Origin of the sequence: Capnocytophaga canimorsus, assembly GCF_002302565.1 — a bacterium.
In the GTDB taxonomy this organism is placed as follows: Bacteria; Bacteroidota; Bacteroidia; order Flavobacteriales; family Flavobacteriaceae; genus Capnocytophaga; species Capnocytophaga canimorsus.
The window spans coordinates 195001-219480 of record NZ_CP022382.1 but is presented as its reverse complement, the minus strand read 5'-3'; the positions used below and the strand labels follow the sequence as shown (position 1 = coordinate 219480).

Sequence of the window (24480 nt, the reverse complement as noted above, 5' to 3'; positions counted from 1 at the left end):
ATGACTAAAAAAATAGAAAAAAGACCGTTGATATTAGTCACCAATGACGACGGAATTACCGCCCCTGGTATTCGTTGCCTGATTAGAATAATGAACGAAATCGGTGATGTTGTAGTAGTTGCTCCTGACTCACCACAAAGCGGTATGGGACACGCCGTTACCCTAAACGCAACCCTATACTGCGACCCTATTCGTGTTGATGATGGCAAACAAAAAGAATACAGTTGTAGTGGCACCCCCGCCGATTGTGTTAAAATGGCAAACCACGAAATTTTAGACCGAAAACCCGACTTATGTGTAAGCGGTATCAATCACGGTTCAAATTCATCGGTAAACGTAATTTATTCCGGCACAATGAGCGCCGCTGTGGAAGCTGGTATTGAGGGCATTCCTGCTATTGGCTTTTCTCTGTTGGATTATAGTTGGGATGCCAACTTTCAACACGCCCAACAATTCATCAAACAAATTGCACTAAACGTATTGCAAAACGGACTGCCCAAAGGAGTGGTGCTCAACGTTAATATTCCTAAAGTTGAAAAAGAAAACATCAAAGGCATCAAAATTTGCCGACAAGCCAACGCACGATGGTCGGAAGAGTTTGATAAACGCGTTAGCCCTCAAGGTAGAACCTACTATTGGATGACAGGAAAATTCAACAATGAAGACAAAGGTGAAGATACCGATGAGTGGGCTTTGGCAAACGGATATATTTCCGTGGTACCCGTACAGTACGACCTAACTGCCTACCACGCCATACAAGAATTACACACTTGGCAGTTTAACCCCTGAATAATCCATAAATAAAATGAATTCAGTCAGAAAAGAAATTTTAATAGGCTTTTTGGCAGGACTTATTGCCAATGCCTTCGGGATTTTGCTTTATGTTTTAATCTTTTCCAAATACGGCATAGAAACTACTTTGAAATTAGCTTACCAGCAAGGCATTTTAGGGGCTTTAATTGGTCTGGGAGGAATTCTGAATCTATTAACATTTTTCGGTTTTCTACGAATAAAACGCGATGAAAGAGCCAAAGGCGTACTTTTAGCTTCCTTTATGTTGGCTTTGTTTATTCTGTATTTGCAGTTTTAAACGCATTTAAGTAGCTTCACTTTTATTTTTTTTGATTATATTTGCACGCTTGTTATCTATTAGAGCGTTTAGTAAAATCCGTTTGAAAACAGAAAGATTTAAAATATTAGTAAATATTTGGGTGTTGTGTTGCTACTTTTTGGCACTAACCCCCGTTCATAGTCTCTGGCATTGGGCAACGGAAGAATCGCATCATTGCTCTGAGGTTTCACACGCTCATCCTTCTGATGATGAGTCGTCAACTTGTAACTATTGTGATTTTATTCTATCTGAACAAACAAAACATCTTGAGGCAGTTATTGCTAGTTTTGATTTTTCAATAGAATGGATTACCTCCCCTACTACCCTGCCTAATTATTATCAAGAATTACCTCACAAACTCATATTAGGGTGTAGCTCACTTCGCGCACCTCCTATTTGCTAAACAAAACCAAAATATTCAAGAGTATTTCCTCTTAAAAAAGATTTTAAAATTTGATTTTTTAAACGAAAATCAACATTGGTTTTATTTGCAAATAGCTTGAAAAACAATAAAAAACATATTCAACTTATCAATTTAGTTGTACTGATTGGTATGCTTAAAGTAGGCTTCCCTATTGGAGAATACTTTCATCATCATCAATCGGATGCGGAAGTCTGTACCCAAAATTCAAAGCAAAAATGTACTCATAAAACCCACTTTTCTGCCATAAAGTATCATTCAGATTGTATTTTTCATCAGTTACATCCTTTTTTTGATGGTATTTTTGATGGCTATTACATACATACGATATATCCGTCATCTGATATTGCTTATTTTACAAAAGATTATACTTTTATAAAATCCATTTTTACTCCTTCAAGGGCTCCCCCTACCCGAATTGGCTAGAATAAAAGCTTTTTTACTTGTTCATACAACACGACAATAAAACAAATCATCAAAAGAAAAACGATTTTATGCAAAAAACATACGCATTTGTATTGTATTTTTTAGGATTTTTTTCAGGATATGCGCAACACCCTCTCCAATTACAGATAAATGACCAACATAATGCTCCTCTCAATGGTGCAGTGGTTCATTTTTTGGGCAAGCACTATGTTTCTGACCCTTCGGGGAAGGTAATCATTTCAGCAGCAAAGTCGGGGCAACATACTCTGAAAATCACTTATTTGGGATTTGAAGAATATCTCTTGAAAATCACTCTTCCCCAGCAGCGTCCTGTGATTATCCAGATGCAGGAGAGTATCAACGAACTGTCAGAAATGGTGGTGGTTCAAGAGCAAAGCCGAATGACATCTCGCAATAATGTTGCTTCTGTTTTGGGTAAAGATGACCTACAAAAGAAATCAGGGGAATCATTAGCCGAATTACTTGCTTCAGTTCGGGGAGTGTCGATGATACAAACCGGAGCCACTATCGCAAAACCCGTAATTCACGGGCTACATAGCAACCGAATTCTCATACTTAATAATGAAGTTCGGCAAGAAGGGCAACAATGGGGAGCAGACCACGCACCTGAAATCGACCCTGCGATGGCAAATCGCATTGCTGTGGTGAAAGGTGCCGATGCTGTCCGATATGGTTCCGATGCTTTGGGAGGTGTTGTCGTTATTTCACCTGAAAAACTTCCGTATGGCGATGCTCTTCACGGAGAAGTTTCTCCTTCGTGGGCATCTAACGGACGAAAAATGGCAACTTCCTTGAAGCTCGAAACAGCTGTGCCAACTCTTCCGCAATGGGCGTGGCGAGTTCAGGCAAGTGCGAAACGTTCTGGAGATGTTCAGACGGCAGATTATCATCTGAATAATACTGCTCAGCAAGAAAAAAACTTTTCTGTAGCAACTGGCGTGGAAAAGGAGCAATGGGGTGTGGAGGCTTTCTATAGTAGGTATTACAATGAAACGGGTGTTTTTTATGGTTCGCATATTGGGAATTTAGATGACCTACTTGCCCGATTTGAAATCGGACGTCCGCTAACGACTTATCCGTTTTCCTATCAGATAGAAGCACCTAAGCAAGAAGTTACGCATCATTTGCTGAAAGTAAAAGGATTTGTGCGACTTCCTTTCGGAGGAAAGTTCACAGCTCAGTATGCTTTCCAAGATGATATCCGAAAAGAATTTAACGTTCGCCGATTGGAGCGAACACGTATCCCAGCGTTGAATATGGAACTTTCAACACATTTATTTGATGCTTCGTGGGAGAATCATTATGGCAAATGGAAGTCTCATCTTGGAGTAAGTGCCTCACAACAGGTCAATTATAATTCACCTGGTACGGGAGTTGTTCCAGTGATTCCGAATTTTGCCTCTTTCGGATACGGAGGTTTCGCCATTCAAAAGTATGATGGCGGAGCTTGGGAAATAGAAGGCGGACTTCGGTACGATTATAAATCATTCAATGCCGATGGTTACAACGCTTTTTCGCAACGTTACGGAGGAAATCATTCATTTCACAATATAACGTACTCTGTTGGAGGAAGCTATGCTCCAAGTGAGCAATGGTCGTTCACATCTAATGTAGGAGTGGCGTGGCGTTCGCCTCACGTGAGCGAATTGTATAGCAATGGGCTTCATCACGGGGCAGGAACGTACGATATTGGCGATGAAAATTTACAATCAGAGCGAGGCGTAAAATGGATTACTTCGGTAAAGTTCGAGCAGGAAAAATGGTCGCTTAATGTGGATTTCTTTGCACAACTTATCAGAAACTATATTTACGATGCTCCGACAGGTGAAACCAAAACGCTTTTTTCAGGAGTATATCCGATTTTTCGTTACGCACAAGCCGATGCTTTCTTTCGCGGTATGGATTTAGAGATGAGTTATCAGTTTTTACCTCAATGGAAGTATGGTCTGCAAGGTTCGGTGGTGTATGCTAATGAACTCAAAACGAAGCGGTATTTTCCTTTCATTCCTTCGGAGAGAATCCAACAGGAGTTGCATTGGGAATTACCGAAGATGGGAAGGCTTCATAATGTGTACATTTCGGCAAAGCATACGTTTGTTGCAAAACAACTGCGTTTCGACCCGAAACAAGAGTTGGTAAGCACAACCCCTGATGCGTATCATTTGCTCGATGTGGGGGGAGGTTTTCGCTTTCCGTTTGGACAGACGCAATCACTTGCGGTGCATCTTTCCGTTGAGAATCTTTTTGATAGATTGTATAAGGAATACACCAACCGCTTCCGATATTATGCTCACGACTTAGGGCGAAACGTGCAACTTCGATTGACTTATAAGTTCTAAATGAAGAATGAAATAAACAATGTGGAGTGAACAATGAACGATGTCGGTCAGAATGTTTTTTATATCAGGAAGGAAGTTTTTTATCTTGCGGAAAAGATTTCTTAACTGCGGAAAGTGATTTCCGAAGTGAAGCAAACAATTTCCGAAGTGAAGCAAGGAGTTTCTGATATGAAGTAGGTAATTCCCGATGTGAAGCAAATGGTTTTCTGTATGAAGCAAGTTGTTTCTTTTAAAAGAAAAGATGATTTTAATGTAAAAAGGAATGTTTTTTTAACTGAAGAATACTATTTCGGTAATAGAAACTTTCAAAACAAATTTAATAACAAATAAAAATAAAATTAAATGATGAAAAACATAGTTAGATTTGGTTTTTTAATAACCATTTTAGTGGCTTTGATAGGTTGCTCTAAAGAACCTCCAGCACCTACCGATGAATCAATAGATAAGGGACACGAAAATCCAGATAGAGTAGAGTTTATCTTTACTAAAGTAATAAAGAATGGAGATGATTTTTCATTTACAGATGTTGTTCAAAAACGTATCTATCAGATGAATGGAGTCGCTGGAGTTCAACCACAAGGTGATGATATTGTATGGGAAGCTGGTACACATTACCATCTTGAAATTATATATTATAATAAGGCTGGTACACGTATGAATGGAGAGTTTGTAACTGCAGAAATGGCTCCGATACATCAGCATTTCTTTCTTTTGAAAGGGAAAAAGACTGAGCAGATGAATGCTATTGTAACTTACACTTACCGCGATACCAATCCTGAAAGCGGAATATTAGGTCAAAATGGAGTAACACTTCGCAAACGTAGTTGGGATAAAAACAATCCTGAAGCAATCGACCCGATAGGTCTGAAAGGTATTTTTTCAGTAAAGCAAGAAATTGGTAAAGTTGATTTGCAAGTTACCTTAGCTCACTTTTTGGGTGCAGAACGTGGCTTCAACAAATTGAAAGACGGAGCAATTCAAAACTATAATGAACTGCCTTCAAGTAATTTTTTCTCGTCAGATGCTACAGTAATCATTCCAATAAGTATCAATAAATAAAAATAATTAACAAAATAGAATAAAATATGAAACGTATAGTAAATAAAATAGTAGTTGCAGTAGGTTTAATTACCACTTTAGTAAGTTGTTCAAAAGATAATAATGAGGTGGTTACTCCTGATTTGAATCATCAAGAGCCCGAATTTCATAAGGTGGATTTCATTTTCACGGAAGGACACACCCACGGACTTTCATTTCACGGTGACCCCAAATATGAAGGAGTCAAATACTTGGTTAATCAGCAAAAAGTAACTTTTGAGTTTAAAGATAAAAAATGGGAGGCTTCAGGTGCAGATGTCATTCGTTGGAGACAGAGCTCTTATTATGGTTTAGAAATCGTTTATTATAATGAAAAAGGAGAGCGTATCAATAGCGAATATATTGAACACGCTAACTCACATCAGCATTTCTTTCAGTTTCAGGATGTAAAAACAATTAAAACAGGAGAGCTACCAGCTGATAATAACACAATAGCTTCTTATCTATACAGAGATACAAATCCTGAAAATAAGTATTATACCAAAGGTTCTGATGCACGTTTGTTAGATAATCCAGTAGGTTTGAAAGGATATTTTCACGTTAAACAGAATTATTTAACATTTAACTTAAAAGTTACATTAGCTCACTTCCTTTCAGGGAATAAGAAACAAGGTGAAAAGTATCTTGCTTATAATGAATTACCTTCACCAAATATTGCAGCAAGAGAGTTTGAAGTACAAATTCCAATTCGTATCTACAATGATCGTTTAGAAAAGGAGAGTGTTACATTACAAGATATGGCAGATGAGTTTAAAATAACTATTCAAGAAGCTGAAAAAGAGTTGGAAACAATAATTGAGGCAGATATAGACCCTGAGTCAAGTCAAGTTTGGATGTGATTTTTCAATTCGATTGGCTATAATAAAAAATCTATTCTAAGAATTTCCTTAGAATAGATTTTTTTTACTTTATATAATATTTCACTTCACATAACCAAAGCCAATATCGAAGCAGATGAAGATATTATATTGGAAGTTGACCCACACGGTGAAGGAGCAAGTCCTGTTTATATTTAATATTACTACAGATAAACGATTTTGAATTTAAAATTACTGAAATAAAAATCTTCGACTTCGCTCAAATTAACACGGAATTTGTCTTGCTGAGCCAAGTGAAAGCATCCAATGATGATTACAGTAAATTCAAAAGTTGTTTGGTATTTAGCTAAAAAATTCCCCAAAGAAGGTATTTTCTTTGGGGAATTTTTTATTATGATTTTTTTCAAATCAAATACTATTGCTTCTTGCCTACTTTGTGTCCTGCCATACCGTAATATAAAATAAATAGGAAACAAGGGAAACAAATCCAATAAGCGTTTTGCATTCCGTAACTATCTTTTAACCATCCGAAAATAAGCGGAAGTACAGCCCCTCCGGCAATCGCCATCGTTAAAAGAGAAGCTCCCGTTTTGGTGAATTTTCCTAATCCTTCCATAGCCAAAGGCCAGATGGCAGGCCACATTAACGAGCACCCCAAAGCCATAAATGAAATGAAGTAGATTGAATACTCAGCCGGAGCAAGTCCAACTGCAATGGTTCCAAAAATAGCAATTAAAGAGCAAATTTTAAGAGCCGTAGATTGTGAAATGTATTTCGGAATGAACAAAGCTCCACAGATATAACCAATAATCAACCCAATAGAAGGAATGAAAGCTGCTAGTCTGCCAAAACTTACTTCAAAACCAAAAATCGAAATTATATGATTATCAACCCCCAAAACTTTGGCATAATCTACAATAGTTGCCAACGAAATGGTTTCAACTCCCACATAGAAGAATAAAGCTAAAACTCCTAAAAGCAAATATGGAAAATCAAATGCAGATTGTTTTTGGATATAAAGCACTTCAGGTGTATCTACTTGCTCTTCTTCACCTTCGGCTTTTACCTCAGGAAGCGGAGCCATAAGCGAAATCACTCCTAAAAGTAAAAATACCCCAACAATGATGTAAAAAGGCATTTGCAAGTCGGCAGGAGCTACATTGTCAAGCTCTTTACCGATAACAAAGGCTAAAAACAAAGGAGCCACAGGCCAAGCCAATTTGTTACAAATCCCCATTATACTGATACGTTTTGCAGCACTTTCAATCGGACCTAAAATCGTAGTATAAGGGTTTACCGAAGCTTGTAAAAATGTATTAGCCGTCCCACTTACAAAAGATGCCAATAAAAAAGTATAAAAGTTCGATGCATTAGCAAAAATTCCAAAAGCAATGGCAAAGAGTAAAAATGAAAAAGCCATTGTTTTTTTATACCCAATTTTTTTTATCAACATCGAAGCTGGGTATCCAAAAATTAAAAATGGAATAAAAGCAGCTGCTAAAAGCATATAACTCCCTGCTGATGAAATATCCAAAGTTCCTTTCAAAACAGGAATCAGATACGAGTTAATCCCAAAAGCAAACCCAATGGAGAAAAACATCAACCCAATAAATGCCAACGCAGTGGCGAAATTTTGTTTTTTTGTACTCATTATGTTTATTTTTTAATAGTTAAAAATATTTATTGATTAGTTAATTTTTTAAATATAAAAGTCCTTCATTGTAAGATTATAATGTCTTTGTGGGGCGCTAAATTACAATTTTTTCCTTGTATTGAGAAGTATAATTACAATTTTATAACCAACCGAAAACGTTAAAGTTAATTTTTGATCAAAAAAAGGCAATTAAGTCTTATTATTCAAAAAAAAAGCCGTAATTTTACAAACGAAAAAATAATGTATATATTAAATGTCAGAAAAAAAGATTAAGAAAATAGCAGTTTTAACCTCTGGTGGTGATGCTCCAGGAATGAACGCTGCCATCCGTGCGGTGGTTCGTACGTGTGCGTATCACGATGTTGCCGTTTTGGGGGTGTATCGTGGTTATCAAGGAATGATTGAAGAAGATTTTGTAGAATTGAATGCTCGTAGCGTTCGTGATACCATCAATAAAGGAGGAACTTTCTTGAAATCAGCACGTTCTAAGGATTTCCGAACTAAAGAAGGTCGCCAAAAAGCTTACGAAAATCTTAAAAAACACAATGTAGATGCCTTAGTTGTTATCGGTGGAGATGGTTCATTTACAGGGGCTTTGCTTTTCAATGAAGAGCATAATTTTCCAGTGATGGGAATTCCTGGAACTATTGATAATGATATTTATGGAACAAGCCATACCTTGGGTTACGATACTGCACTTAATACAGCGGTAGAAGCTATTGACAAAATCCGCGACACAGCAAGCTCTCACAACCGAATGTTTTTCATTGAGGTTATGGGGCGTGACGCTGGGTTTATCGCACTAAATACGGGTATTGGTGGCGGAGCAGAGCGTATCCTTATTCCAGAGGAAGACACGCCTATCGAAGAACTTTTGCAAGATATTGAGGAAGGTCACGCCAAAGGAAAAACTTCTAACATCATCGTGGTTGCTGAAGGAGATAAAACGGGTAAAAATATTTTTGAATTAAAAGAATATGTTGAGAAAAAACACCCAGAGTACGACATTCGTGTAGCCATTTTAGGGCATATGCAACGTGGTGGAGCTCCTTCTTGTTATGACCGTGTTCTTGCCAGTCGTATGGGAGTGAAAGCGGTAGAAACGCTTTTGGAAGGAAAATCGAACTATATGGTAGGAATCAACAATGATGTAATTGATTTAACTCCACTTGAAAAAGCTATCAAGGGCGGAAGTAAGTTGGATATGGAACTTGTTCGTGTAGCAGAGATTATGAGTATTTAATTTCTCGTAATTCGGGAAATTGTTTTTATGCAGAAATATCACACATTTAACGTAGATAATTAGGCAATAATTTTATTAGGATGTAAAAATGGTGGAGTTAGTTACAAAACAAGAATGGTTAGACAATTGGCAAATAAATCGCCGATTAACTCGCAAAGTGATTGAGGCTTTTCCCGAGAGGGAATTGTTTGAATTTTCCGTTGGTGGAATGCGTCCGTTTTCAAAAATAGTTGATGAATTGATCTATCTTGGTGTTATTGCTCTTAGACAATTTTCTGAAAATGAAATAATTACTTTTGAAAATCACGATAATTATGCTGGAAAAACCAAAGCCGAGATTTTGTCAAATTGGGATAAACTTACCGAACAAATTAATACATTTTTTACCAATACTTCTTTGGAGCGTTTTCGTGAAGAGTTTAACGTGTTTGGAATGTTTAACTATCCAATTATTCATAATTTAGATTACCTTTTGCAAAACGAAATTCATCACAGAGGGCAAGGATATGTTTACTTGCGAGCATTGGGTATTGAACCGCCAGCGTTTTATAGTGAATTTTAATAAAAACAATAGAATTTAATAAGGATTTTCAAAATTGAAAAAAAATATAAAGATTGTAACATAAAAAGCTAATTGCTAAAAATAATTTAATAACAAATAAAAGAGATAATTATGTCAACATTAAAAATTGGAATCAACGGATTCGGACGTATTGGGCGTCTTGTGTTTAGAGCGGTTTACGAAAGACCAAATGTAGAAATCGTAGGGATTAACGACCTTCAAGACGTAGAATACATCGCTTATCTTTTAAAATATGATTCAGTTCACGGAACTTTCAAAGGAAACGTAGAAGTAAAAGACGGAAACTTGGTAGTTGACGGAAAAGTGGTTCGTATCACTGCTGAAAAAGACCCAGCAAACTTAAAATGGAATGAAGTTGGAGCTACTGTAGTTGCTGAATGTACAGGTATCTTCACTACATTGGAAAAAGCTCAAGCTCACATCAATGCAGGTGCTAAAAAAGTAGTTATTTCTGCTCCTTCTGCTGATGCTCCAATGTTCGTAATGGGAGTTAACCACAAATCAGTAAAACCAACTGACAACATCGTTTCTAACGCTTCTTGTACAACAAACTGTTTAGCTCCTATCGCTAAAGTTATCAACGATGCTTTCGGAATTGAAGAGGCTTTGATGACAACGGTTCACGCTACAACAGCTACGCAATTAACTGTTGATGGTCCTTCTAAAAAAGACTGGAGAGGTGGTCGTTCGGCACTTATTAACATCATTCCTTCATCAACAGGAGCTGCTAAAGCGGTAGGAAAAGTTATTCCTGAATTGAACGGAAAATTAACAGGTATGGCGTTCCGCGTTCCAACAGCTGACGTTTCAGTAGTGGATTTAACAGTTCGTACTAAAAAACCAACTTCATTAGCTGAAATTAATGCTGCTATGAAAAAAGCTTCAGAAGGTGAATTAAAAGGAATTTTAGGATATACTGACGAATTAGTTGTTTCTCAAGACTTTGTAGGCTGCAAAAAAACATCTATTTATGATGAAAAAGCAGGTATTGCATTGAGCGACACTTTCTTCAAAGTAGTTTCTTGGTACGATAACGAAGCAGGATACTCTAACAAATTGGTTGATTTGGCAGAGCACGTAGCTTCTTTATAATAGCATACTTTCAAGGCTGTTTGGCAAAGTCAAACAGCCTTAATTTTAACCTCAATACTTTCGTTTTATTATGTTTGTTTTCGTATATCTTCGAGAGTATTAAAATGGTTCTTTAACAAAATATTATTAACCGAACTTACAAAGAATTTTTATTGTTTATAAAATTCAACAAAATTACAAGAAGAAAAAAAGTATAATAGATACAATTTTTGTCTAGCTAAGCGAAGTCGGAGCCTAAAATTCTTGTCTTACTTCTAAAAGTTCTTGTAATTTTATTCAAATGAAAAGTTCATAAAAAATTTGATATGATACTTATTGTAGATAGTGGTGCCACAAAAGCCGACTGGACAGCCTTAAACCCCGATGGTGAAAAAGTATTTTTCACCCAAACTCTTGGTTTAAATCCGGAAGTGTTAACCGAAGAGATTATGATTGAGCGTATTACTAATAACTATCAATTATTTGAAAATCGGAAAGTGGTTACCCACGTGTATTTTTATGGTGCTGGGTGTGGTACGCAACGTATGGTTGCCTTTACCGAGCGCGTACTTAAATCGTTCTTTACTGAAGCTGTAATCGACGTAAAAGAAGACACTTTCGCAGCGGTTTATGCCACTACAAACCCTGCTGACAAAGCCATCGTTTGTATTTTAGGAACTGGTGCCAATTGCTCATATTGGAATGGTGAAAAATTGGTTCAAGCAGTGGATTCATTAGGCTATATTTTGATGGACGAATTCAGTGGAAATTTCTACGGAAAACGACTCATTATTGATTATTTCTTTAATAAAATGCCAAAAGATTTGGCACAAAATTTTGAGAAACAATATGATTTGAATTCTGACGTTATTAAAAATCATTTGTACAAGTTGCCTAATCCGAACAGCTATTTAGCCACATTTGCTAAATTTATTGTCGAAAATAAAAATCACGAATATTGCAGAAATATCATTAGAAATGGAATGCAGTTATTTGTAGATCATTGGATTTCTCAATACGAAGCCCGATATGAAGTGCCTATCAATTTTGTAGGAAGTATTGCATTTTACTTGCAAGACATTCTAAAAGAAGTACTTACTGAAAACAACCTAAAAATCGGAAACGTACTTCGCAAACCTATTGACGGGCTAGTGGCTTTTCACGTAAATAAACAAAAATAAAATACGCTTTAAATACCATTTTAAAATAAGGATTATATTGATTTATAGTCCTTATTTTTTTACTTTTGCAACTGATGGAAAGAAAGATTTTTATAACTCCTTACGGAATTTGCAACCAAAGTGTAGTGCCAGTACGCTCCGAGCCTTCACACACGGCTGAAATGTGCACCCAGTTGCTTTTTGGAGAATTACTTCAAGTAATTGAAAAACAAGAAAGCTGGAGTCTAATTCGCATTTTATTTGACGGGTATGAAGGTTGGGTAAGTAATAAACAATTTTTAGAAATTTCAGACAAAGAATATCGGAAAGCCCTAAAAAAGAGGATACGCTACGCTCATAATTTGGTCACGAAATTACCTGTAAAACAGCTCTCTGGCAGTTTTTTACAAATTCCTAAGGGGGCTGACTTTACCCATAACTCGCTTTTAAAGGTGGGTATGCGTAATCAAAAACCAAAAAATATAGGAATTATCGCCACCGCTATGGAATACCTGGAAGTACCTTACCTATGGGGAGGAAGAACGCCTTTCGGGATAGACTGTTCAGGCTTTGTGCAAATGGTGTATAAACTCAACGGAATCGCTCTTTTAAGAGATGCTTGGCAACAAGCCTCACAGGGAGAACTCATTAGCTTCATTGAGGAAAGCGCCCCTGGTGATTTGGCTTTTTTTGACAATGAAGAAGGAAAAATCATTCACGTAGGAATTCTCTTGGGCGACAACCGAATTATCCACGCTCACGGCAAGGTGCGTATTGATCGTATTGACCACGTGGGCATATTTAATACTGAAATACGTAATTATTCACATCAATTACGAATGATGAAACGCATCATACAAACCAATTAATACCTAAAAAATAGTTATTCAATTTTCAAAAGTATTATATAAAATTTGAACCAAATATGACAACACAAGACAAATTCAAACAAACCATAACCACAGGATACGCTTGTAAAGGCGATTTCATCTCTCTTGGCGGAGCAATGCTCAATGGCGAAGTCGTAAACGATACCTTGGTTAACCTTCCTTTAAAAACACTTAACAGACACGGACTTATCGCAGGAGCAACCGGAACAGGAAAAACCAAAACCTTACAAGTAATTGCCGAAAATCTTTCTGAAAAAGGAGTCCCTGTGCTCTTGATGGACTTGAAAGGCGATCTTAGCGGACTTGCCCAAGCCGGAGAAGAGAAATCCTTCATTACCGAACGACATCAAAAAATAGGCATCCCTTACAAGGCACAACATTTTCCTGTAGAATTACTTACCATTTCCGAACAAAAAGGAGTACGTCTGCGCGCTACCGTTTCTGAGTTTGGTGCTGTGTTGCTTTCTCGTATTCTGAACCTTTCAGATGTACAAGAAGGAGTTTTGGCTGTAATTTTCAAATATTGTGATGACCACAACTACCCCCTACTCGACTTAAAAGACTTAAAAAAAATACTGCAATACGCCACCGAAGAAGGAAAATCAGATTTTGAAAAAGAATACGGAAGCATCGCCAAGACTTCCACCAGCGCCATTCTTCGGAAAATCGTTGAATTGGAACATCAAGGAGCCGAGTTATTCTTCGGAGAGAAAAGTTTCGACCCTCAAGATTTGTTACGTACCGATAACCAAGGAAAAGGATATGTGAATATCATTCGTCTTACCGATATTCAAGACCGCCCCAAAATGTTTTCTACATTTATGCTAAGTCTTTTGGCGGAAATTTATATGACTTTCCCTGAGGAAGGCGACCTGCAAAAGCCTAAATTGGTTATTTTTATTGATGAAGCCCACTTGATTTTTAGCGAAGCCACCAAAACGCTTTTAAATCAGCTTGAAAATATCGTAAAATTGATTCGTTCTAAAGGAGTGGGGCTTATTTTCTGTACCCAAAACCCCACCGACGTACCCGATGCGGTACTTGCTCAATTGGGTATGAAAGTACAACACGCACTTCGTGCTTTTACCGCTAAAGACCGAAAAGCCATCAAGTTAACCGCCGAAAACTATCCCATTTCGGAATTTTATAATACTGCCGAGACCCTCACCGCATTAGGAACTGGAGAAGCTTTCGTCACGGTACTGAATGAAAAAGGAATTCCTACCCCACTGGCTGCTACAATGTTAAGAGCGCCTATGAGTCGTATGGATATTCTTTCCGAAGGGGAAATAGATAAACTAATAAACCATTCAGAATTGGTGGATAAATACAATAAGGTTATTGATCGTGAAAGTGCTTACGAAATACTGAATCAAAAAATAGAAAATGCTCAAAAACAAGATTCACCTATAAAAGAAACCACTACAAGAAAAACTTCTACTTCCGCTTCTGGACGAAAAAGTACGGCACAAAACCCTATACTGAAAATGGTTACCAGCGCTACCTTTATCCGTGGTGTTTTTGGTGTACTCAATAAAATGATGAAATAAAAACAACTCATAATTCAATAAAAATCAAATTATTAACATTTAAAATCATATAACATATTATGAATAAAATATTGTTTGGTTTACTAACAGGGCTATGTTTGACCGCCTGTAAAAAAACAGATACCAAATTTGAAATCACCAATGACAAAGTAGGCTTACTACATAAAAATACCAAGATTGAGCAATTGGACTCTATTTTTGTTAAGGATTCCATTGCAAGTTCTGCTTTTGAGGGAGAACTACGCTATGCAAGTAACGAGCGTATCATTTTGTTCGAAAAAGGAGGAAAACAATTATTAGAAATTACCCCTGGAATCAACAGTGAAAATACAAAAGTAGTGGAGAGCGTTTTAGTACTTGATAATCGCTATACTACCGATAAAGGTATTTCGCTACAAAGCACTTATAAAGACATTAAAAACAATCATCCTGAATTCAATATTCAGCAAACATTGAATAGTGTACTTATCATTTTACCTAACGAAAATTATTTTTTCACTTTTGATAAATCGGCTTTGAAGACCTCAAAATTCGGAATTTCTTCTCAAATCGGGAAAGAAGATATCTCTGATGAGGCAAAACCTTCTCGTATTACCATCAATTGGGACTTGTAAAAAAACCTCTTTTTGAAAACAACAAAACAAATAACAATCAGTGTCATTGGTGGTGGCAATGTAGCTTTCCACCTTCTCAATGCGTTATACAAAAAAAGTGAAATCATTGTAAAACAGATATATAACCGAAGTGATTTTTCTTCGGATTTTGATATTTTTCCGATAGAAAAAATACATAATCTTACTGATTTAAAACCTGTTGATGTGTGTTTTATTGCGGTAAAAGACGAAGCTATTGCGCAAATAGCTCAAAATATTCCCTTTTCTGATAATTTAATAGTTCATACCTCTGGAAATACGGAAATGGAAATACTAAAAGGCAAAAACAACATAGGAGTCTTTTATCCACTACAATCATTTTCAAAATCGAAATCGGTTGATTTTAAGAATATTCCCATTTGTTTGGAAGCCGAAAATAAAACAGACCTTCAATTGCTGGAAAAAATAGCAAGATTGCTATCGGAAAAGGTGTACTTTATGGATAGTAAACAACGTAAATATTTACACATTTCGGCGGTGTTTGCTAATAATTTCACCAATTATATGCTAGCTGTTAGCCAACAAATCTGTCAGCAACAGCATATTCCGTTTGAAATTTTGTCACCACTGATTGAAGAAACTTTTCAGAAAATAAAACATATCGCTCCTGCTCAGGCACAAACAGGTCCTGCACGACGCGACGATAAAAAAACCATACACGAACATTTACAATTATTAAATGCCTCGCAAGGCGAATTATATAAACAGATAACCAATGCTATTTTAGATGATTATGGAAAAGAAAAGCTATAAAGAATATCTTAAAAACATTACCACTTTTGTTTTTGATGTCGATGGTGTACTTACTAACGCTCAAGTTTTGGTAACCAACGAAGGCGAATTGTTACGAAGTATGAATGTAAAAGACGGATTCGCTATGAAATTAGCATTAGAAAAAGGCTATAACATTTGTATCATTACTGGTGGAAATAACTTAGGCGCAAAAAAACGATTGGAAGATTTAGGAATTACAGATATTTATATGCAACGTCATCGTAAATTGGATACTTTTTTAGAATATCAAAGCCTTAAAAATCTTAAAAAAGAAGAAATTTTATATATGGGCGATGATTTACCTGATATTGCTCCGATGCAGGTTTCAGGAATGGCTACTTGTCCGCAAGATGCTGCTGCTGAGGTAAAAGCTGTAGCTCATTATATTTCACATCTGCACGGCGGACAAGGTTGTGTACGCGATGTTATTACTCAAGTGCTTAAGCTACAAGGGAATTGGGAGTTTTAGTACAGCAAATATCAACACACAAAAACCAAATAAAACACTAAAAATCAATAACTTATCGTTTTAAAGTTCTTTTTTAACAATCACAAAAAAGTTAAAATTATTGTATTTATGAAACTTTTATGTATTTTTGAACTCCCAACATAGTTTTTTATGAAAAGTTTACAAAATACATTTGTTGTTTTGTTCATATTAACGGCAATTCCGCTGGTTATGGCTTTTTTCACAAAAAAAGATTATGCGGTTAAACGTGAAATTGTCATCAATAAGCCACAAAAGGAAGTTTTTGATTATGTCAAATACATCCGAAATATGGACAATTACGGAATATGGACGGATTTAGACCCCAATATGAAGCGTTCTTATTTAGGATTTGATGGCACAGAGGGGTATATCGCCGCTTGGGAAAGCGATAATGAAAGAATAGGTAAAGGCGAACATAAAATCACGAAAATTACCGAAAATGAAAGTATTCTCTACGAGATGCGCTTTTTCAGACCTTATAAAACTGTAAAACCTGTTTACATAAAAACTCAAGCCATTTCAGAGAATCAAACTCAGGTGCAATGGGGTTTTAGCGGGAAACTTGATTTTCCTGAAAATTTACGGCTACTTTTTGAAGATTTTGAAGAAGACATTGGCGATGATATTGCACTAAGTTTGCAAAACCTTAAAAACATTATGGAAAGTAATAAAACTTCTGATGTAAAATAAAAAAATGGCTTCTATAGCCATTTTTTACTTTTAAAATACAAAAACATCATCGCGCCAATCAAAAACATTGTTATCAAAACTACAGGATATGCCCATTGATACTCCAACTCGGGCATATACTTGAAGTTCATCCCATAAACTCCAGCTATGAAAGTCAGCGGAATGAAAATGGTAGATATGAGCGTAAGCAAACGCATCACATTATTCATTTTATTGCTCATTGCCCCCATAAAAGTATCGGTAAGCCCCCAAAGCATATCACGATAGCTTTCCAAAGTTTCAGAAATATGAATGCTATGCTCGTACAAATCTTTTAGAAAAAGATGAGTTTCCGAACTAATTAGCGGATGTTCCAGTTTTTCAAGTTTACTCACCAACTCACGAGTAGGATGTATGGTTTTGCGCAAAGCAATGGCTTCTTTTTTCAGATTTTGAATTTGAAAAATCATTTCTTCTTGCGGATTAGCAAGAATTTGGTGTTCAATCTGCTGAATTTGCTCACTAATTTTATCCAAAACTAAAAAGTAATTATCTACAATGGCATCAAGTAATCCGTAAAGCAGATAGTCTGATTTACGTTTACGAATGGTATTATTTTCGTTTTGTATGCGCTTTCTAAGCACCGAAAAAACGTCCTCCCCTTCCACTTCTTGAAGGCTAATTACATAGTTTTGCCCTAAGAGCAAAGCCAAATGCTCGACAACCAATTGACCGTCTTTGCCCTCGTAAAGCATTTTTATGATTATTAGCAGATTATCATCAAGTATTTCGAGCTTAGGACGGTGTTCAGTATCCAAAATATCTTCTAACAAAAGGGAATGAAGTTGAGTAAAATTACCCATTTCATTTATTTGCCCAATATCTGTTAAACCATTAACATTTATCCAAGTTACACTTTCTTCACTCACAAAAGAAAAAGCCTCCGAAATGCTATTTATTTGCTGTAACTTTACTAAATTATCGTTAAAAGAAAGCACATCAATAGTAATGGGTTTTTCTTGTTTATCCCCCATATACATCAACGTTCCAGGAGGCATTCCTACTTTTTTAATCTTGTTAGATTTTCGTTTTTTACCCGCACGTAAGTTCATCTTTTTCGTCATAACCCTTGTTTTATTACGATAGAACAAAAGTAAAAATTGTTTTTGAAACTGAAAAATATCGCATTTATAAAAACAATTCACTACACAATCAAAGAAAAACACATCACAATCAAAAATAAATAATAAAAACACTGAAAATTAGATTTTAATAACTATAAAATTAAATCATTTATTCAATAAAGATAACATTTTGATAACAACTGACAAACTGTCATACTCCAAATGAACTTCCCCTTATAAAATGTACAAATTCTCTTAAAATAAAAGGATTTAGCTTACAAAAAACATTTTTAGAACACCTTCATTGATAACAGGATAAAACACTAAAACAAATAAAATTAAATGATTTCTTTAAAAATTAAATATAAAACAATTATAATCAGTAGTATAAATAAAAAATAAACCCTATTTTTTACTTTTACTTCTAACGAGTGAAAAATCCGATTTAAGGTGATTGATTTTTGATACAAAAAAAATGGTTGTTGTACCTACCCGATATTAAATAGATAAAGTAGTAGCATTAACAGATAAAAAACATTGCTTCCCTCCTACACTTTATTACTTTTTAAAACTGATAGAAAAACAAATTTTGTTTTAAAAATTCTCTTTCTAATTATTAACAATCTATTAACTAAAAAACAAAAAAATCTGCATAAAAAACAGAAATAAGTCGAATCATTTTTTTAACAATTTTATTGCATTTTCATCAATCGAAAAATAAAAATACAACAAGACAAAATTTTCACAGAAAGGTGAATCGATAAAAGGGTTTTAGATATATCATTATTTTTGATTACTTTTGCACCCGATTTAATTTTTAAAGACAATGCTAACAGTTTCAAATTTATCGGTTCAGTTTGGGAAAAGAGTTTTGTTCGATGAGGTAAATGTAACCTTTACACAGGGCAATTGCTACGGGATTATCGGAGCAAACGGAGCAGGAAAATCCACTTTTTTAAAAATCCTTTCTGGAAAAATAGAGCCTACCAGTGGGCGTGTTATCCTTGAACCTGGCAAACGAATGTCCGTTTTGGAGCAAGACCACTATGCTTATGATGAATTTACGGTTTTGGAAACCGTTATTATGGGAAACAAAGTGCTTTCTGCCATAAAAAAAGAAATGGACGAGCTTTATGCCGATTATTCCGATGAAAATGCCGACCGAATTGGCGAACTACAACTACAATTCGATGAAATGAACGGCTGGAATGCTGAAAGCGATGCTGCTGCCTTGCTTTCCAACTTAGGAATTTCTGAAGATATGCACTATACTTTGATGGGCGAAATGGACGGAAAGTTAAAGGTTCGTGTACTTTTGGCTCAGGCTCTTTTCGGAAATCCTGACGTGCTTATTATGGACGAGCCTACCAACGACCTCGATTTTGAAACTATCGGTTGGCTGGAAAACTTCTTGGCAAATTACGATAACACGGTAATTGTCGTTTCGCACGACCGTCACTTTTTAGATGCTGTGTGTACCCACATTTCTGACATTGATTTCGGAAAGATTAACCACTATTCCGGAAACTATACTTTCTGGTACGAAAGTAGCCAATTAGCTGCTCGTCAACGTGCACAACAAAACAAAAAGGCAGAGGAAAAAGCCAAAGAGTTGCAAGAATTTATTGCTCGTTTTAGTGCCAATGTGGCAAAATCAAAACAGGCAACTTCTCGTAAAAAGATGTTGGAAAAATTGAATATTGAAGAAATCCGACCTTCATCACGTCGTTATCCTGCTATTATTTTTGACAAAGAACGAGAAGCAGGTGACCAAATTTTGCACGTGGAAAACCTTTCAGCTTCTATCGATGGCGAAATTTTGTTTCAAAATGTGGATATTAACTTGGCAAAAGACGATAAAGTGGCTGTCATTTCAAAAGATTCACGAGCTACAACGGCTTTTTATCAAATTCTGAATGAAAAACAACAACCCGATAGCGGAAAATTCCAATGGGGAGTAACCACATCGCAATCGTATCTTCCTGTGGACAATTCGGAATATTTCAATAACGATTACTCGCTGGTAGATTGGCTTCGTCAGTGGGCAAAAACGGAAGAGGAACGCGAGGAAGTGTACATACGTGGATTTTTGGGCAAAATGTTGTTCAGCGGTGAGGAAGCCTTGAAAAAATCATCGGTGTTATCGGGAGGAGAAAAGGTACGTTGTATGCTTAGCCGTATGATGATGCTTCGTGCTAACGTACTGATGCTTAATGAACCAACGAACCATTTGGATTTGGAGAGTATCACGGCTTTCAACAATTCGTTGAAGAATTTTAAAGGGAATGTTTTGTTTACCACACACGACCACGAATTTGCTCAAACCGTTGCAAACCGAATTATTGAGCTTACTCCCAACGGAGTTATCGACCGTTATATGACTTTTGACGAGTATATGGACGATAAAAACATTCAAGAGCTTCGCAAAACGATGTACGAAAGAAAATAAACGCTTTCAGAAACTAAAAAGAATTACAATAAACAACTCCGAATGCATATTTTGTGTTCGGAGTTTTTTTTATACACTGGAAGAAAGTCGAAAAAAGCAAAAAAAGAATTTAAAGAAGCTAAAAAATAGGTTCTGGAACCTAAAATTTAGTCATCAGAAGCTAAAAAATAGTCATCAGAAGCTAAAATTTAGTCATCATAACCTAAATTATTGATTATAGAAGCTAAAATATTGTCATCAGAACCTAAAATATTGCTTTTGGAATCAAAAATATTGCTTTTGGAATCAAAAATATTGCTTCTGGAATCAAAAATATTGTCTTCGGAAACTAAAAAATAGTCATCGGAAGCTAAAATATAGTCATCAGAATCTAAAATATTGCTTCTGGAATCAAAAATATTGTTTTCGGAATCTAAATTATTGCTTTCTGAATCTAAAAAATAGTCATCAGAATTTAAAATATTGATTATGGAATCTAAATTTTAGTCATTGGAATCTAAAATATTGTTTTAAAAACAATTTTATTTTAAAAAAAGCTAAAAGAAAAAAGGTTATCATTCTTTCTGAATTGATAACCTTTTCTCTATTTTGATATTTTATTTAGTAATTGATTTCGATTGTAGTTACGTATTTTTCTTTATTCCGAGTATTTTCGTAATTTTCAGTGATTTTGGTAACATAGCCTTCCTTATCGAATTCGTATTCATAAGTGTAAGTGTATGCATCTGAAGAAACTTTAGTAGGAAGCATTTTTGAGTTTTTTCCTACAGGAAAAGGTAAATAAATTAAAAACATTTTATAATAATGAGAACGACTTAAAATTAATGAAAAATTGTTTTTATTGACATTTTTTCCATATTCAATTCTTACAGCAGGATTATTTTTGTCCCCTAAAGCTACAAAATTACCATTTTCCCAATGATAATTATATATTTCATCTTTATCGATGGTTCCTTCGGCTGCTTTTTTGGTTTCTTGAATTAATTGATTGTCAGCATTGTATTTATATTCATATTTTTTATCGTAAGTTTCTTTTTTTATTAAAGAAACGACATTTCCTTTTTCGTTAATTGTAGCTGATATCTTAAATGTTTCAACCTCAATCTTATTTTTTGAGTAAGATATATCAATTACATCACCTATTTTAGTAATTTTATTTTCATTATTGTATGTATAATGAATTATAGCTTCTTTTAAATTCTCTTCTCCGCCGTTGATTTTTATTGACTTAATAAGTTTTACGGGAGTTGAATCATTTTCATTAGGTTTTGGACTATCGGTATCCTTTCCACAAGAAATAGTAGCTAATGACACTACTAAAAAAATCATTTTTAAAACACTTTTTTTCATTTTACTCAATTTTTATCTGTTGAAAGCACAAATGTATAGAATCTTTTTTAATTTTTCCCTTCTACTTTTAAGAATCGAATCGAAACGAAAAAAATAGTATGATAAAGCAATCAAATTAATTTATTAGACTTCAATTGATATGGAATATCTTTATTAAAGAATAAAAATACTAATCAAAATCTAAATTATTGCTTTCTGAATCTAAAAAATAGTCATTGGAAGCTAAAATATTGTTTCTTGAACCTAAAAAATACTCATCATAACCTAAAATATTGTCATTAGTATATTTTTGTATTGTTTTGAATGAAATAGGAATTAGTGAATATCTGGGAAATCTGTGGGAAATAACAAAAACATTGCTTTGAAAATCAAAAAAATAATTTACATTAGCACTTTAAATCTTAAGGAAATCATTATGAAAGGAAAAAGTATTTTAATTATGGGGTTGGCAGTTGCTTTTGTAGCTTGTAATCAACAAAATAAACAGACGACAAACATAAATTCACTTACCAAACAAGAAAATGTTGAAAATCAGCCTTTTTTAAAGCAAATGGAATATTCTAATTTGGTGGATAAAGCCAGTCAGGAAGAAGTAAAACAGGCATTTGCCAATGCTGGAATTGCTCAAGCTAATATTGAAGCTTTCTTTGAAAATGTAAACTATTTTAATAATTTGGTGGGCGATGTAGGATTGGTTCAGCAAGGGTTTTCTACTTCAGATAACTTAACTCCTAAGTATGACCAAGTTAGTGTTATAGAACGTTGGGATAAAAAACACCCTAATTTTCCTGGTTATAATTGCAGAATTACTTCTTTGGATTTATTACGTGATTTTGTCGAGGTTAAAGAGCCTAAAACTGATGTTGGTTTAAATCTATTTGTGGATAATGACGCATTGGAGAACAATCCTAAAAGGGTATTTTCTGAGAGGGAAAAGGAAGTTTTTATGAATTTATACACCAATTTCCCAACTCCGTACGTTTCTGATACTCAAAAACATATTGAAAATGCACGAAAAACTTGGAAAGAGAAAGGCATCACGTTTCCTCATAAAAATGATAGAGCCAAAGCGTCGCTCATTTCAGTTTTTTTCCATTCGGCAATTACTCCTGAGGAAAGTGAGTTATTTGTAGGTCACGTGGGGGTTTTAGTTCCAACAACGGATAATAAACTTATTTTTATCGAAAAATTATCTTTCCAAGAGCCTTACCAAGCGGTGAAATTTAACAATCGTACTGAGCTAAACGATTTTTTGATGCATCGTTACGATGTAGAATGGAATCAACCTACGTCAATTCCATTTATATTTGAAAACGATGATTTACTAGAAGGCTATCGCCCAAATGAAAATAAGGTAAAACAATGATTTTTTTAAAAGTTTTTATTTGCTTTCATAGGTTGTCCAAAAAGGTCAACCTATTTTATTACTGATAGTTTTCTCTTTTATTGCAATAGAATTTAAAAAGGTAATGTACTGAAAAATAGTTGGTGATTTTTTACAAATTAATCATCATATTACGCTTATTAGTGCAAAAAGGAAAAAAGCTTTGATGGATACCAACTTTTCAGCAATTAGGATTAGAGCCTATTTAAAAATTAAATTATAGAAATTTGTAAAATAAAATTTATACGAAACATATTAAAAATGTACTTTTTCTTGGATAGACAATGCTCTAAAATCGTATAAAAATTACAAACTACTTTATAGGAAAAACTTAAGGAGTATGGTCAAATTATCCACTATAAAAATTTTACTCGAAATTTAAAAAAGGCTTTAAAAACAAAAAAAGCCTGATTCGTTTTGAATCAGCCTTTTCTTTAAAGAAAGCTGTCTTATCCTGAAATATCGATACAAAAAAAATCGTTATTATGGATAAATATGTAAAACGCACTCAACGAGATTACAGTATGAGTTTTAAACTCAATATTGTAAAAGAGATTGAATCAGGCAGCTTATCGACCTGTGGTGCCTGTAAAAAATATGGCATTCAGTCACGAAGTACAGTTATGAATTGGTTGAGAAAATTTGGTAACTTTGACTGGGAAAATCAAACCCCATCAAATATGCCTAAATCACCAGAACAAAGGATAATGGAGCTTGAAGCAGAAGTAAAACTCCTAAAAAAACAAAAAGCACTGCTCGAAAGACAAGCCTATGTATCGGATAAGAAATCAATTATTTTCGATATGATGATTGACCTTGCCCAACAAGAATATCAAATTGATATACGAAATGTGAAACATTCAGTGAGTCCTATTGAAAAAAATAAAATACACGAACTAAAAAACTCACCCCCGAACTATCGAAACTTTCCGAGAAAAAGAACAAGAAACAGTAAGTTTTGCCTGTCAGCTGTTCGGGGTGGATAGACAGGTTTATTATCGCAATTTAAAGCGTAGAGATACGCGTAAAAACAACGCAAAACAAGTAGTGGCAATGGTAGCAGAAATAAGAAAACACAGTCCCAAAATGGGCGGAAGAAAACTTTATTCTCTTTTAAAAGAGGAATTGAAAATGTTAAAAATAGGTAGAGATAAATTTTTTAATATACTAAGAGCTAATCATTTACTTATTATTCCTAAAAG

General features: G+C 34.9%; 24 protein-coding genes (1 of these 24 only partly in view). 20 read left to right on the top strand and 4 right to left on the bottom strand.

What is annotated here, in order from left to right; translation table 11 throughout:
- The 3 genes from surE to CGC47_RS10735 all read left to right on the top strand — a co-directional run bounded on the left by surE (position 1) and on the right by CGC47_RS10735 (position 1514).
- Positions 1-789 (top strand): 5'/3'-nucleotidase SurE, encoded by a 789-nt coding sequence (gene surE, locus CGC47_RS00995; protein WP_013997287.1) that lies wholly within the window; start codon positions 1-3, stop codon positions 787-789.
- A gap of 16 nt (positions 790-805) precedes the next feature.
- The gene (locus tag CGC47_RS00990) at positions 806-1090 is read left to right on the top strand and encodes a hypothetical protein (RefSeq protein ID WP_042000999.1); all 285 of its coding nucleotides are present in this window, start codon (positions 806-808) and stop codon (positions 1088-1090) included.
- 82 nt (positions 1091-1172) lie between these two features.
- Entirely contained in the window at positions 1173-1514 is a 342-nt protein-coding gene (locus CGC47_RS10735; protein WP_147269739.1) for a hypothetical protein, read from the top strand.
- A 169-nt stretch (positions 1515-1683) separates the two neighbouring features.
- On the opposite strand, the gene CGC47_RS10730 is transcribed toward CGC47_RS10735, so the two are convergent.
- The gene (locus CGC47_RS10730; RefSeq protein ID WP_147269738.1) at positions 1684-1872 is read right to left on the bottom strand and encodes a hypothetical protein; all 189 of its coding nucleotides are present in this window, start codon (positions 1870-1872) and stop codon (positions 1684-1686) included.
- A gap of 154 nt (positions 1873-2026) precedes the next feature.
- Between CGC47_RS10730 and CGC47_RS00980 the strand changes: the two genes are divergently transcribed.
- From CGC47_RS00980 to CGC47_RS00965, 3 genes are all read left to right on the top strand, one after another.
- Complete coding sequence (locus CGC47_RS00980; RefSeq protein WP_095899866.1) at positions 2027-4318, top strand: TonB-dependent receptor; 2292 nt, start codon at positions 2027-2029, stop codon at positions 4316-4318.
- 342 nt (positions 4319-4660) lie between these two features.
- Positions 4661-5377: a hypothetical protein gene (locus CGC47_RS00970; RefSeq protein ID WP_095899865.1), complete on the top strand. Its 717-nt coding sequence runs from the start codon at positions 4661-4663 to the stop codon at positions 5375-5377.
- A gap of 26 nt (positions 5378-5403) precedes the next feature.
- Entirely contained in the window at positions 5404-6255 is an 852-nt protein-coding gene (locus CGC47_RS00965) for a hypothetical protein (RefSeq protein ID WP_042000994.1), read from the top strand.
- 394 nt (positions 6256-6649) lie between these two features.
- On the opposite strand, the gene CGC47_RS00955 is transcribed toward CGC47_RS00965, so the two are convergent.
- The gene (locus tag CGC47_RS00955; protein WP_095899864.1) at positions 6650-7885 is read right to left on the bottom strand and encodes an MFS transporter; all 1236 of its coding nucleotides are present in this window, start codon (positions 7883-7885) and stop codon (positions 6650-6652) included.
- Between the two features lie 256 nt (positions 7886-8141).
- Between CGC47_RS00955 and pfkA the strand changes: the two genes are divergently transcribed.
- The 10 genes from pfkA (at position 8142) to CGC47_RS00905 (ending at position 16992) form a co-directional block, all read left to right on the top strand.
- Positions 8142-9131 (top strand): 6-phosphofructokinase, encoded by a 990-nt coding sequence (gene pfkA, locus CGC47_RS00950; RefSeq protein WP_095899863.1) that lies wholly within the window; start codon positions 8142-8144, stop codon positions 9129-9131.
- A gap of 88 nt (positions 9132-9219) precedes the next feature.
- On the top strand, positions 9220-9693 hold the full coding sequence (locus CGC47_RS00945) for a DinB family protein (RefSeq protein ID WP_042000987.1): 474 nt from the start codon (positions 9220-9222) through the stop codon (positions 9691-9693).
- Positions 9694-9804: 111 nt separating this feature from the next.
- Complete coding sequence (gap, locus tag CGC47_RS00940; RefSeq protein ID WP_013997127.1) at positions 9805-10806, top strand: type I glyceraldehyde-3-phosphate dehydrogenase; 1002 nt, start codon at positions 9805-9807, stop codon at positions 10804-10806.
- 305 nt (positions 10807-11111) lie between these two features.
- Positions 11112-11966, top strand: coding sequence for an N-acetylglucosamine kinase (locus CGC47_RS00935; RefSeq protein ID WP_042000984.1), 855 nt, complete (start codon positions 11112-11114; stop codon positions 11964-11966).
- A 74-nt stretch (positions 11967-12040) separates the two neighbouring features.
- The gene (locus CGC47_RS00930; protein WP_042000981.1) at positions 12041-12814 is read left to right on the top strand and encodes a C40 family peptidase; all 774 of its coding nucleotides are present in this window, start codon (positions 12041-12043) and stop codon (positions 12812-12814) included.
- 56 nt (positions 12815-12870) lie between these two features.
- Positions 12871-14385: a helicase HerA-like domain-containing protein gene (locus CGC47_RS00925; RefSeq protein WP_013997124.1), complete on the top strand. Its 1515-nt coding sequence runs from the start codon at positions 12871-12873 to the stop codon at positions 14383-14385.
- A 59-nt stretch (positions 14386-14444) separates the two neighbouring features.
- Positions 14445-14999 carry a hypothetical protein gene (locus CGC47_RS00920; RefSeq protein ID WP_044729116.1) on the top strand — a complete coding sequence of 185 codons (555 nt, stop codon included), beginning with the start codon at positions 14445-14447 and terminating at the stop codon, positions 14997-14999.
- A gap of 12 nt (positions 15000-15011) precedes the next feature.
- Positions 15012-15791, top strand: coding sequence for a Rossmann-like and DUF2520 domain-containing protein (locus CGC47_RS00915; RefSeq protein ID WP_095899862.1), 780 nt, complete (start codon positions 15012-15014; stop codon positions 15789-15791).
- Positions 15772-16281, top strand: coding sequence for a KdsC family phosphatase (locus CGC47_RS00910; protein ID WP_042001012.1), 510 nt, complete (start codon positions 15772-15774; stop codon positions 16279-16281). The genes CGC47_RS00915 and CGC47_RS00910 overlap by 20 nt, the downstream gene beginning before the upstream one ends.
- A gap of 150 nt (positions 16282-16431) precedes the next feature.
- Positions 16432-16992: an SRPBCC family protein gene (locus tag CGC47_RS00905; RefSeq protein ID WP_042000979.1), complete on the top strand. Its 561-nt coding sequence runs from the start codon at positions 16432-16434 to the stop codon at positions 16990-16992.
- 11 nt (positions 16993-17003) lie between these two features.
- On the opposite strand, the gene corA is transcribed toward CGC47_RS00905, so the two are convergent.
- On the bottom strand, positions 17004-18095 hold the full coding sequence (gene corA / locus CGC47_RS00900) for a magnesium/cobalt transporter CorA (protein ID WP_041985054.1): 1092 nt from the start codon (positions 18093-18095) through the stop codon (positions 17004-17006).
- Positions 18096-18921: 826 nt separating this feature from the next.
- Here corA and CGC47_RS00895 point away from each other — a divergent pair.
- A complete protein-coding gene (locus CGC47_RS00895) occupies positions 18922-20544 on the top strand; it encodes an ABC-F family ATP-binding cassette domain-containing protein (protein WP_095899861.1) in 1623 nt (540 codons plus the stop codon).
- Positions 20545-21144: 600 nt separating this feature from the next.
- On the opposite strand, the gene CGC47_RS00890 is transcribed toward CGC47_RS00895, so the two are convergent.
- Positions 21145-21894 carry a DUF4595 domain-containing protein gene (locus tag CGC47_RS00890; RefSeq protein WP_095899860.1) on the bottom strand — a complete coding sequence of 250 codons (750 nt, stop codon included), beginning with the start codon at positions 21892-21894 and terminating at the stop codon, positions 21145-21147.
- Between the two features lie 415 nt (positions 21895-22309).
- Here CGC47_RS00890 and CGC47_RS00885 point away from each other — a divergent pair, with 415 nt between their 5' ends.
- The 3 genes from CGC47_RS00885 to CGC47_RS00880 all read left to right on the top strand — a co-directional run.
- Entirely contained in the window at positions 22310-23260 is a 951-nt protein-coding gene (locus CGC47_RS00885) for a DUF4300 family protein (protein ID WP_042001010.1), read from the top strand.
- A gap of 503 nt (positions 23261-23763) precedes the next feature.
- On the top strand, positions 23764-24264 hold the full coding sequence (locus tag CGC47_RS10810; RefSeq protein WP_197063688.1) for a transposase: 501 nt from the start codon (positions 23764-23766) through the stop codon (positions 24262-24264).
- Positions 24257-24480: the beginning of an IS3 family transposase gene (locus tag CGC47_RS00880; protein WP_232779669.1), read on the top strand. It continues 616 nt past the right edge of the window; 224 of the gene's 840 nt are visible here — the first part of the coding sequence; it begins with the start codon at positions 24257-24259; its stop codon lies beyond the right edge, outside the window. Before CGC47_RS10810 ends, CGC47_RS00880 begins: the two co-directional genes overlap by 8 nt.

Excerpts from the sequence above, each read along its gene's own strand:
- surE (WP_013997287.1), top strand. The coding sequence starts at position 1 with ATGACTAAAAAAATAGAAAAAAGACCGTTGATATTAGTCACCAATGAC.
- CGC47_RS00990 (WP_042000999.1), top strand. The coding sequence starts at position 806 with ATGAATTCAGTCAGAAAAGAAATTTTAATAGGCTTTTTGGCAGGACTT.
- CGC47_RS10730 (WP_147269738.1), bottom strand. The coding sequence starts at position 1,872 with ATGACGGATATATCGTATGTATGTAATAGCCATCAAAAATACCATCAA.
- CGC47_RS00980 (WP_095899866.1), top strand. The coding sequence starts at position 2,027 with ATGCAAAAAACATACGCATTTGTATTGTATTTTTTAGGATTTTTTTCA.
- CGC47_RS00970 (WP_095899865.1), top strand. The coding sequence starts at position 4,661 with ATGATGAAAAACATAGTTAGATTTGGTTTTTTAATAACCATTTTAGTG.
- CGC47_RS00965 (WP_042000994.1), top strand. The coding sequence starts at position 5,404 with ATGAAACGTATAGTAAATAAAATAGTAGTTGCAGTAGGTTTAATTACC.
- CGC47_RS00955 (WP_095899864.1), bottom strand. The coding sequence starts at position 7,885 with ATGAGTACAAAAAAACAAAATTTCGCCACTGCGTTGGCATTTATTGGG.
- pfkA (WP_095899863.1), top strand. The coding sequence starts at position 8,142 with ATGTCAGAAAAAAAGATTAAGAAAATAGCAGTTTTAACCTCTGGTGGT.
- CGC47_RS00945 (WP_042000987.1), top strand. The coding sequence starts at position 9,220 with ATGGTGGAGTTAGTTACAAAACAAGAATGGTTAGACAATTGGCAAATA.
- gap (WP_013997127.1), top strand. The coding sequence starts at position 9,805 with ATGTCAACATTAAAAATTGGAATCAACGGATTCGGACGTATTGGGCGT.
- CGC47_RS00935 (WP_042000984.1), top strand. The coding sequence starts at position 11,112 with ATGATACTTATTGTAGATAGTGGTGCCACAAAAGCCGACTGGACAGCC.
- CGC47_RS00930 (WP_042000981.1), top strand. The coding sequence starts at position 12,041 with ATGGAAAGAAAGATTTTTATAACTCCTTACGGAATTTGCAACCAAAGT.
- CGC47_RS00925 (WP_013997124.1), top strand. The coding sequence starts at position 12,871 with ATGACAACACAAGACAAATTCAAACAAACCATAACCACAGGATACGCT.
- CGC47_RS00920 (WP_044729116.1), top strand. The coding sequence starts at position 14,445 with ATGAATAAAATATTGTTTGGTTTACTAACAGGGCTATGTTTGACCGCC.
- CGC47_RS00910 (WP_042001012.1), top strand. The coding sequence starts at position 15,772 with ATGGAAAAGAAAAGCTATAAAGAATATCTTAAAAACATTACCACTTTT.
- CGC47_RS00905 (WP_042000979.1), top strand. The coding sequence starts at position 16,432 with ATGAAAAGTTTACAAAATACATTTGTTGTTTTGTTCATATTAACGGCA.
- corA (WP_041985054.1), bottom strand. The coding sequence starts at position 18,095 with ATGACGAAAAAGATGAACTTACGTGCGGGTAAAAAACGAAAATCTAAC.
- CGC47_RS00895 (WP_095899861.1), top strand. The coding sequence starts at position 18,922 with ATGCTAACAGTTTCAAATTTATCGGTTCAGTTTGGGAAAAGAGTTTTG.
- CGC47_RS00890 (WP_095899860.1), bottom strand. The coding sequence starts at position 21,894 with ATGAAAAAAAGTGTTTTAAAAATGATTTTTTTAGTAGTGTCATTAGCT.
- CGC47_RS00885 (WP_042001010.1), top strand. The coding sequence starts at position 22,310 with ATGAAAGGAAAAAGTATTTTAATTATGGGGTTGGCAGTTGCTTTTGTA.
- CGC47_RS10810 (WP_197063688.1), top strand. The coding sequence starts at position 23,764 with ATGGATAAATATGTAAAACGCACTCAACGAGATTACAGTATGAGTTTT.